Consider the following 9,108-nt stretch of genomic DNA (forward strand, 5'->3'; position numbering starts at 1 on the left):
GGTCCCGACCTCGGGGGGATGGGCCGGGACCCGCGGCTCATAGAGGCGTCGACCGGCGTCCGCCTCGATCGTTCCGCCGGGACCCGCGGCCCCGGCCTTTCGTCTCGCAACGGTGGAACGTTTCCAGCGTTGCCGAAAGAATGGCGACAGCTTACGCCCGGACGATCTCGTCGATCCAGTGCCGGAAGTCGGATCGTCCAGCGTTCCGGGGGCTTTCCCCCCGTCTGAGCCTGGCCGGATGTGGCCACGCGCGCCTTCTCGGCGGCATCGCGCACGCCTTGTGACGCACATAATTACTCCCCGTCAAGTCGATTTCAGAGCCCCTTGGAAGCCTCCATTCCGAAATGGGCCGACGGGGCGGTGCCGCTGACGCCTCCGGAGGCCCCGCGCGGGCCGCCCACCGGGGCCGGGGGAGACGCTCGCCGCTGAGAACCCCGGTCCCATCCTTGTTGCGGTCACTTGGGGAGGGCCTTACGAAAGCGCGGAACAGCGATTATCTAGACTGCGTGAGGTTGTGAGGGAGGAGACCCACGTGCGCAAGGTCCTGATCGCCAACCGCGGCGAGATCGCGGTCCGCATAGCCCGTGCCTGCCGAGACGCCGGGCTGGCCAGCGTCGCGGTGTACGCGGAGCCCGATCTGGAGGCGCTGCACGTGCGGGTCGCGGACGAGGCGTTCACCCTCGGCGGGCAGACGGCGGCCGACAGCTATCTGAGCATCGAGAAGCTGCTGAAGGTCGCCGCCGAATCGGGCGCGGACACCGTCCACCCCGGCTACGGGTTCCTCGCGGAGAACGCCGACTTCGCCAAGGCCGTGCAGGGCGCCGGGCTGACCTGGATCGGCCCGCCGCCCGCCGCGATCATCGCGCTGGGCGACAAGGTCCAGGCCCGGCACATCGCCCAGAAGGTCGGCGCGCCGCTGGTCGCGGGCACCAAGGACCCGGTGTCCGGCGCGGACGAGGTCGTCGCGTTCGCCCGGGAGCACGGCCTGCCGATCGCGATCAAGGCCGCGTACGGCGGCGGCGGGCGCGGGCTGAAGGTCGCCCGGACGCTGGACGAGGTCCCGGACATGTACGAGTCCGCCGTCCGCGAGGCCGTCGGGGCGTTCGGGCGCGGCGAGTGCTTCGTCGAGCGGTACCTCGACAAGCCGCGGCACGTGGAGACGCAGTGCCTCGCCGACCAGCACGGCAACGTGGTCGTCGTGTCGACCCGCGACTGCTCGCTGCAGCGGCGGCACCAGAAGCTCGTGGAGGAGGCCCCGGCGCCGTTCCTGTCGGACGAGCAGGTCGAACTGCTGTACAGCTCGTCCAAGGCCATCCTGAAGGAGGCCGGGTACGTCGGCGCCGGAACCTGCGAATTCCTCGTCGGCCAGGACGGGACGATCTCGTTCCTTGAGGTCAACACCCGCCTCCAGGTCGAGCACCCCGTGACCGAGGAGGTCGCCGGGGTGGACCTCGTCCGGGAGATGTTCCGCGTCGCCGACGGCGAGGAGCTCGGCTACGCCGACCCCGAGCTGCGCGGGCACTCGATCGAGTTCCGGCTGAACGCCGAGGACGCGGGCCGCGGGTTCCTGCCCGCCGTCGGGACGCTCACCGCGTGGGAGCCGCCGACCGGCCCCGGCGTCCGCCTGGACACCGGCTACGGCGCTGGCCAGACCGTCCCGCAGGCGTTCGACTCCCTGATCGCCAAGCTGATCGTGACGGGCGCGACGCGGCGGCAGGCCGTCGAGCGGGCGCGCCGGGCGCTGGCGGAGTTCGTGATCGACGGGATGCCCACCGTGCTGCCCTTCCACCGCGCGGTCCTGGACGACCCGGCGTTCGTTCCCGCCGACGACACGGCGCCGTTCTCCGTCCACACCCGGTGGATCGAGACCGAGTTCGACAACCGGATCCCGCCGTACGAGACGCCCGTCGCGGGAGACGAGGCCGAAACCGGGGAGCGGGAGCGCGTCACCGTCGAGGTCGGCGGGCGGCGCATCGAGGTCGTCCTGCCCGCGGGCCTGGGCGCCCTGCCGGGCGGGGCCGCCGGGAAGGCGCAGCCCGCGAGGCGGCGCGGCGCCAAGAAGGGCGGCGGGGCGCAGGCGTCCGGCGACTCCCTGGTCAGCCCCATGCAGGGCACCATCGTCAAGATCGTCGTTGAGGACGGCGCGACGGTCGCGGCCGGGGACACCGTCGTCGTCCTGGAGGCCATGAAGATGGAGCAGCCGATCGCGGCGCACAAGGCCGGGACGCTCACCGGCCTGTCCGCCGAGGTCGGCCAGACCGTCTCCGCCGGAGCCGTGATCTGCGAGATCAAGGACAGCTGACCCCCACGGCGGCCTGCGCGAAATCCATCTGCCGGAGGACGCATTCTCGCGTTACGTGGGCAGACTGGAGACATGAGCGAAGCGAAGCGGGGGGTGTGGGGGGTCGGCCCCCCACAGGAAGCACGCATGAGCACCGGCGACCGGGGCGTCCGGGCGGTGCGCCGGGGTGCGGTCTCGGTGATCGTCGCCGCCGTCGCCCTGCCGGTGTTCGCCTTCACCGCCCCCGCGCAGGCCGCCCAGGCGCAGCCCGCCGCAGCACAGATCACCACCACGCAGACCGCCGGGACGCGGACGGTCGCGTCCGCTGACAACGTCGGGCAGATCGCCAGGGGCCTGATGGACTCGCGGCTGTACGTGACGAGCGAGGCCGGGAACGTGCTGTCCCCGGCCGACCGGAGCGCGATCACGTCGGCCCTCGGCGGCGACCGCGACGCCGACATCCGCGCCGTCGTCGTCCGCAACGGCGTCTCCCAGGCCGAGGTCAGGCAGCTGCTCCCGGCCGTCGCGGAGCGGGTCGGCAAGGGCGAGACGTACGTGGCCGTCACCGCCGACGGCAGCCGCATGGGCGCGATGTCGAAGAAGCTCGACCGGGGGGAGATCAACCAGCTCGTCACCCGCACCAACGGCACCCCGCTGAAGGAGCGGCTGATCCAGTTCGGCGACCTCGCGGAGCGGAAGGTCGACGACAAGGCCCGGTCCAGCTCGATCGGCGAGTACGTGACGCTCGGCGTCCTGCTCATGGTCGTCGCGGCGGCGGCGGGCGGGTTCCTCGTCGTCCGGAAGCGGCGCCTCGACCGGCAGGCCCGGCAGATGGCCGACCTCAAGGCCGGTGTCGAGGAGGACGTGACGCTCCTCGGCGAGGACATCGCGCACCTCGACCTCGACGTCATGGACTCCGGCCTCGACCCCGGCACCCGCGCCGACTACGAGCGCGCCATGAACTCCTACGACCAGGCCAAGCGGGAGACGGTGCGCGCCGCCAAACCGCAGGACATGCAGGCCGTCACGACCGCGCTGGAGGACGGCCGCTACTACATGACCGCGACCCGCGCCCGGCTGTCCGGCGAGCCCGTGCCGGAGCGGCGTGCGCCGTGCTTCTTCAACCCGCAGCACGGGCCGTCCGTGGAGGACGTGACGTGGGCGCCGCCTGGCGGTGTGCCGCGTTCCGTCCCGGCGTGCGCGGCCGACGCGGAGGCCGTCCTGAAGGGGACGGACCCGGACGTCCGCATGGTCCCGTCCGGCGGCGGGCGGCGGCCGTACTGGGACGCCGGGCCCGCGTACGCGCCGTACGCCGGCGGCTACTACTACGGCTACGGCGGGATCGACCTGCTCAGCGGCATGATGATCGGCACCATGCTCGGCTCGATGATGGGCGGCGGCTGGGGCGGCTACGGCGCGGGCGGTGCCGGCGCGGAAGGCGACGTCGGCGGCGGCTGGGACTTCGGCGGCGGCGACTTCGGCGGCGGCGGCGGGTTCGGCGGGGGCGACTTCGGCGGCTTCTGACCGGCCCCCGGCACGACGGGGATCGTCGCGTCCACGACGGCCACGAGCCCGGCGGGTCGGCGAGCGGCCCGCCGAACCGCCGGACGACCAGCCGCTCGGCGCCCCGACCCGCCGCAGCCCCGACGCCACGGCCGCGACCGCGCCCAACCCCAGGACTACGAGGGCCGCGGAGAGAACGTCCATCTGCCCCACCTCCGGCTTGGTCGCGGCTGCGCTCTCTTCCACCGTCGGCGGCGGGAGGGGGCGTTGCCATCGGGCCGGTTGCCCATGAACCGGCGGGGTCCACCCTGCACGCGCGCCCGGGGTGTCACGCATGGACAAGACACGACGTCATGCGGTGACGTGGACCTATGAGCAGGACACCCGCGTCGGCGCTGTACTGGCGCATCCTCGGAATCAACGGGCTGATCTTCGCGGCGGGCACGGTGGTGCTCGCGGTGGCGCCCGTGACCGTGTCGTCGTTCGTCCTGCTGCGGGAGCTTCCCGTGCTGGTGGTCGGGCTCGCCGTGATGATGGCGGCCAACGCGGTCCTGCTGCGCGCCAGCCTGGCGCCGCTGGAGGGGCTCACCGCGCTGATGGCGCGGCTCGACTCGCTGCGCTCGGGCGACCGGCTGGCGACCGGCCGGAACGGCGACCTGTTCCACCTGGTCGACCAGTTCAACGCGATGCTGGACCGGCTGGAGGCCGACCGCAGCATCAGCACCGCCGTGGTCCTGGACGTGCAGGAGGCCGAGCGGCGCCGCATCGCGCAGGAGCTGCACGACGAGATCGGCCAGAGCCTCACCGTCGTGCTGCTGGAGCTGAAGTCGGTGGTGAACCGGGCACCGGACGAGGTGGCGGCGGAGTTGCGGGGCGTGCAGGAGACCGTCCGGTCGAGCCTGGACGAGGTCCGCCGGGTGGCGCGGCGGCTGCGTCCCGGCGTCCTGGACGATCTGGGCCTGACCAGCGCGCTCACCGCCCTCGCCGCGGACTTCTCCGAGGCGGGCGGGCCGCGCGTGACCCGCCGCGTCCAGACCGGCCTGGCGGGTCTCGGCGCGGACGCCGAGCTGGTGATCTACCGGATCGCGCAGGAGGGCCTGACGAACGTGTGACGGCATTCCGGCGCGCGGAACGCGGAACTGTCGCTGGCGCAGGACGACGACGGTCGCGTCGTCCTCCGGGTGGTGGACGACGGGTCGGGCCCGCCCGCCGAGGTCGGCGCCGGAATCCACGGGATGCGGGAACGCGCGATGCTCATCGGCGCGCAGCTCACGATCGGCCCACCCGAACGCGATGGCACCGGCACCGAGGTCAGGCTGGTGATCCCTCCGCCCGGCGCACGCAAGGCCGTGCCGTAGGTCAGGGCTCGACGAGGCCGACGCGGATGGCGTACTTGGTCAGCTCCAGCCGGTCGCGCATGCCGAGCTTGCCGAGGATGTTCGCGCGATGCCGGTCGACCGTCTTGACGCTGATCGTGAGCGTCTCCGCGATCCGCTTCGACAAGTACCCCTCCGCGACCAGCTTGATGATCTCCTCCTCGCGCGGGGTGAGGACGCTGTCGGGGGCGTCGCCGTCCCGGTCGCGGGCCAGGTACTCGCGGATCAGCGCGGTGACGGCGGCCGGGTACAGGAACGGCTCGTCCCGCATCGCGGAGCGGACGGCCCGCGAGATCTCCCGCGCGGCCTGCAGGCCCGTCATGCGCGGCATCGCGATGTCGAGGATCGCGAGGTCGACGTCGCCGCCCGCGGACGCGTCGATCGCCTCCGCGCCGTCGGCGGCCTCCGCGACCACGGTCAGGTCGGGCTCGGCGTCCAGGATCAGGCGGAGCCCGCGGCGCACCAGCGCGTGGTCGTCGGCCAGCAGAATCCGGGTGGCGGACTCGCGCGTGTGCACCCCGATCACCTTCGGTCTCGTCCTCATCCTAGGCTCGGGACCTCGCGGGAGATTCCCGCTACCTGCGGATACATGATTCCTCCAGGCCGATATGGGGTCCGGACCCGATATCGGCGCGGGCCTCCGCCGCAAAGTCATCAAGGGCACCGGGCTGTTCGAGTATCTGGCGATCTGGGCGGCCAAGCGCTCCAAGAGCAGGCCGTACCGGCTGCTGGTGATGCTGATGGCCATCACCGCCGTCGCCTCGCCGTTCCTGGACAACGTCACCACGATCATGCTGGTGGCGCCGGTGACGGTGGTGGTCTGCGACCGGCTCCGCATCCCGGCCCAGCCGTACCTGATCGCGGAGGTGCTGGCGTCCAACATCGGCGGCGCCGCCACCCTGATCGGGGACCCGCCGAACATCATCATCGGCAGCCGCGCGGGGCTCACGTTCAACGACTTCCTGATGCACATGACGCCGATCGTGGTGATCATCCTCGTCACGTTCGTGGCGATGTCGCGGTGGATCTTCCGCAAGTCGTTCACCTACGACGAGCAGTACGTGGACGAGGTGATGGCGCTCGACGAGCGCAAGGCCATCACCGACCGCGGGCTGCTGGCCCGGTGCCTGGTCGTGCTCGGGCTGATCATCGTCGGGTTCTCGCTGCACTCGGTGCTGCACGTGGAGCCGTCGATCGTGGCCCTCGTCGGCGCGGGCGTCATGCTGCTGGTCACGAAGGTCGACGCCGCCGACGCCCTCAAAGAGGTGGAATGGGGCGTCCTGGTGTTCTTCATGGGCCTGTTCGTGATGGTGGCGGGCCTCGGGCACACCGGCGTCATCGAGAACATCGGCACCTGGGCGGCGGGCGCGATCGGCGACAACTACTTCGCCGCCGCCACGAGCCTGGTGTTCGGGTCCGCCGTGCTGGGCGCGTTCTTCGACAACATCCCCTACACGGCGACGATGGCGCCGATCGTGGAGGGGATGGCCGAGGGCGCCGACCCGCAGACCGCGGACGCGCTGTGGTGGTCGTTCGCGCTGGGCGCCGACTTCGGTGGGAACGGGACGGCGGTCGCCGCGAGCGCCAACGTCGTCGCGATCGGCATCGCCGCCAGGACCGGTCACCCGATCAGCTTCTGGCAGTTCACCCGCTACGGGATCGGCATCACGGTGGTGAGCACCCTGATGGCGTGGGCGTACGTGGCCCTGCGCTACTTCTGACGGGTGGGCCGGCCGGGCGCGCCTAGTAGGCGTGCTCGGCCATCAGCCGCCGGGACGCCTCCGTGACGCTGCCCGACAGCGACGGGTACACCGCGAACGTGTGCGCCACCTGGTCGACGGTCAGGTGCTGCTGGACGGCGATCGACACGCCCAGGATCAGCTCGCTCGCCCGCGGCGCCACGATGACGCCGCCGAGCACGATCCCCGTGGACGGGCGGCAGAACAGCTTCACGAAACCGTCCTCGAAGCCCTGCATCTTGGCCCGCGCGTTGGTGAACAGCGGCAGCATGACCGCCCGGGCGTTGACGTCGCCCGAGTCGACCATGTGCTGCGTCACGCCGACGGACGCGACCTCCGGGTCGGTGAAGATGTTGGACGCGACCCAGCCGAGCTTCAGCGGCTGCACCGCCTCCCCCAGCGCGTGCCACATGGCGATGCGGCCCTGCATGCCCGCGACCGACGCCAGCATCAGCACGCCGGTGCAGTCGCCGGACGCGTAGATGTGCGGGAGGGACGTCCGCGACACCTTGTCGACCTCGACGAACCCGCGCGGGTCGCAGCGGACGCCGACGTGCTCCAGCCCCATCCCCGCGGTGTTCGGGATCATGCCGACGGTCATCAGGCAGTGGGTGCCCTCGATCTTCGTCCCGTCCTCCAGCGTGACGATCACGCCGTTCCCCGACCGCTCCACGCCCGCGGCCCTGGACCGTGACATCACGTTCATCCCGCGCCGCAGGAACACCTCCTGCAGGACGGCCGCGGCGTCGGCGTCCTCGGTCGGCAGGATCCGGTCGCGCGAGGACACCAGCGTCACCTTCGACCCGAGCGACAGATACGCCCCTGCGAACTCGGCGCCGGTCACGCCGGAGCCGACGACGATCAGGTCTTCGGGCAGGTCCGGCAGGTCGTAGAGCTGGCGCCAGTTCAGGATGCGCTCGCCGTCGGGCTCCGCGCCGGGCAGGACGCGCGGCGTCGCGCCCGTCGCGATCAGCACGTTGTCGGCCTCGATCCGCCGGTCCCCGACCGCGACGACGTGCGGCTCCACCAGCCGTGCCGCACCCCGGACAATCTTGACCTCTTCGTAGGCGAGTCTTTCCGCGACATCGAACGACTGGGCGCGGGCGAGGTCCTTCACGCGCTTGTTGACGGTGGCCATGTCGGCCTCCAGCGCGCCGACGATCCCGTCCGGGCCGCCGTTGTAGCGGACCCCGAGGCCGGCCGACTCCGACATGACCGCGAGGCGGGTCGAGGTGGCGATGAGCGTCTTGGAGGGCACGCAGTCGGTGAGCACGCAGGCGCCGCCGGGGCCGTCCCGTTCGACGACGGTCACGTCGGCGCCGAGCTGCGCCGCGACGAGCGCGGCCTCGTAGCCGCCCGGCCCTCCTCCGATGATCACGATGCGGGTCACATCTTCCATTGTTTCCTACTCACAGCAGTGAAAAGTCCTGCCGCGACCGGTTTCACAGCGCGCGCCGATGCCGATGCGGCCTTCTTCCCGGCCGGTCAGGGCAGGTGGCGTAACCTTGGCCAACGTGGCACTGTACGCGGCGTACGCCTCCAACATGGATCCCGACCAGATGGCGAGCCGGGCTCCGCACTCGCCCATGCGCGGCACCGGCTGGCTGGCCGGGTGGCGGCTGACCTTCGGCGGGCAGGACAAGGGCTGGGACGGCGCCCTCGCGACCGTCGTCGAGGACGACTCCGAGCAGGTCTTCGTCGTGTACTACGACGTGCCCGCCTGGGACGAGACGGAGCTCGACGCCTGGGAGGGCGCGGCGCTCGGCGTCTACCGCAAGATCAGGGTCCGGGTGCAGACCCTGGACGGCGACGTCCTGTGCTGGATGTACGTCCTGGACGACTACGAGGGCGGGCTCCCGTCCGCGCGCTACCTCGGCATCCTCGCGGACGCGGCGGAGAAGGCGGGCGCCCCCGACGACTACGTGAAGGACCTGCGCACCCGTCCGTGCGCCTCCCTGGGCGATTAGCCCGGGTATTCGCGCCGGTAGTGTCGGCGACGTGAGCAACGACGCTTTTGCGCTGGCGGGGGCTGCTGCGGAGGAGTTGCGTGCCCGCGCGTCCGTGGATTCCTTCGATGTCGCGATCGTGTTGGGGTCGGGGTGGGTTCCGGCGGCTGACGCGCTCGGCTCGCCGGTTGTGGATGTGCTGGTGACCGAGTTGCCGGGGTTTGCTCCCCCGGCGGCCGAGGGGCATGCGGGGCGGGTGCGGG

General features: G+C 71.8%; 8 protein-coding genes and 1 pseudogene. 7 read left to right on the forward strand and 2 right to left on the reverse strand.

Annotated features, from left to right (window positions below):
* The first annotated feature begins 532 nt into the window (after positions 1-532).
* The 4 genes from ETD83_RS35825 (at position 533) to ETD83_RS45070 (ending at position 5,142) form a co-directional block, all read left to right on the forward strand.
* Positions 533-2,302 (forward strand): acetyl/propionyl/methylcrotonyl-CoA carboxylase subunit alpha, encoded by a 1,770-nt coding sequence (locus ETD83_RS35825; RefSeq protein WP_138649647.1) that lies wholly within the window; start codon positions 533-535, stop codon positions 2,300-2,302.
* Positions 2,303-2,428: 126 nt separating this feature from the next.
* Positions 2,429-3,805, forward strand: coding sequence for a hypothetical protein (locus ETD83_RS35830; RefSeq protein ID WP_138649648.1), 1,377 nt, complete (start codon positions 2,429-2,431; stop codon positions 3,803-3,805).
* A gap of 350 nt (positions 3,806-4,155) precedes the next feature.
* Positions 4,156-4,896 carry a sensor histidine kinase gene (locus tag ETD83_RS35835; RefSeq protein WP_230421403.1) on the forward strand — a complete coding sequence of 247 codons (741 nt, stop codon included), beginning with the start codon at positions 4,156-4,158 and terminating at the stop codon, positions 4,894-4,896.
* A gap of 72 nt (positions 4,897-4,968) precedes the next feature.
* Entirely contained in the window at positions 4,969-5,142 is a 174-nt protein-coding gene (locus ETD83_RS45070; RefSeq protein WP_230421404.1) for an ATP-binding protein, read from the forward strand.
* Position 5,143: 1 nt separating this feature from the next.
* On the opposite strand, the gene ETD83_RS35840 is transcribed toward ETD83_RS45070, so the two are convergent.
* The gene (locus ETD83_RS35840; protein WP_138649649.1) at positions 5,144-5,704 is read right to left on the reverse strand and encodes a response regulator transcription factor; all 561 of its coding nucleotides are present in this window, start codon (positions 5,702-5,704) and stop codon (positions 5,144-5,146) included.
* Positions 5,705-5,768: 64 nt separating this feature from the next.
* Here ETD83_RS35840 and ETD83_RS35845 point away from each other — a divergent pair, with 64 nt between their 5' ends.
* Complete coding sequence (locus ETD83_RS35845; protein ID WP_138649650.1) at positions 5,769-6,881, forward strand: ArsB/NhaD family transporter; 1,113 nt, start codon at positions 5,769-5,771, stop codon at positions 6,879-6,881.
* 22 nt (positions 6,882-6,903) lie between these two features.
* Here ETD83_RS35845 and ETD83_RS35850 read toward each other — a convergent pair whose 3' ends face one another.
* Positions 6,904-8,289, reverse strand: coding sequence for an NAD(P)H-quinone dehydrogenase (locus ETD83_RS35850; RefSeq protein ID WP_138649651.1), 1,386 nt, complete (start codon positions 8,287-8,289; stop codon positions 6,904-6,906).
* Positions 8,290-8,413: 124 nt separating this feature from the next.
* Here ETD83_RS35850 and ETD83_RS35855 point away from each other — a divergent pair, with 124 nt between their 5' ends.
* Positions 8,414-8,866, forward strand: a complete 453-nt coding sequence (locus ETD83_RS35855) for a gamma-glutamylcyclotransferase (protein ID WP_138649652.1) — start codon at positions 8,414-8,416, stop codon at positions 8,864-8,866.
* A 31-nt stretch (positions 8,867-8,897) separates the two neighbouring features.
* Positions 8,898-9,108 (forward strand): annotated as a pseudogene (locus ETD83_RS35860) (purine-nucleoside phosphorylase); the annotation flags it as partial.

Source organism: Actinomadura soli, assembly GCF_005889715.1.
Taxonomy (GTDB): domain Bacteria; phylum Actinomycetota; class Actinomycetes; order Streptosporangiales; family Streptosporangiaceae; genus Spirillospora; species Spirillospora soli.

What these genes read in the sequence shown, in the direction of transcription:
- ETD83_RS35830 (WP_138649648.1), top strand. Translation starts at nt 2,429, where the DNA reads ATGAGCACCGGCGACCGGGGCGTCCGGGCGGTGCGCCGGGGTGCGGTC.
- ETD83_RS35835 (WP_230421403.1), top strand. Translation starts at nt 4,156, where the DNA reads ATGAGCAGGACACCCGCGTCGGCGCTGTACTGGCGCATCCTCGGAATC.
- ETD83_RS35840 (WP_138649649.1), bottom strand. Translation starts at nt 5,704, where the DNA reads ATGAGGACGAGACCGAAGGTGATCGGGGTGCACACGCGCGAGTCCGCC.
- ETD83_RS35845 (WP_138649650.1), top strand. Translation starts at nt 5,769, where the DNA reads ATGGGGTCCGGACCCGATATCGGCGCGGGCCTCCGCCGCAAAGTCATC.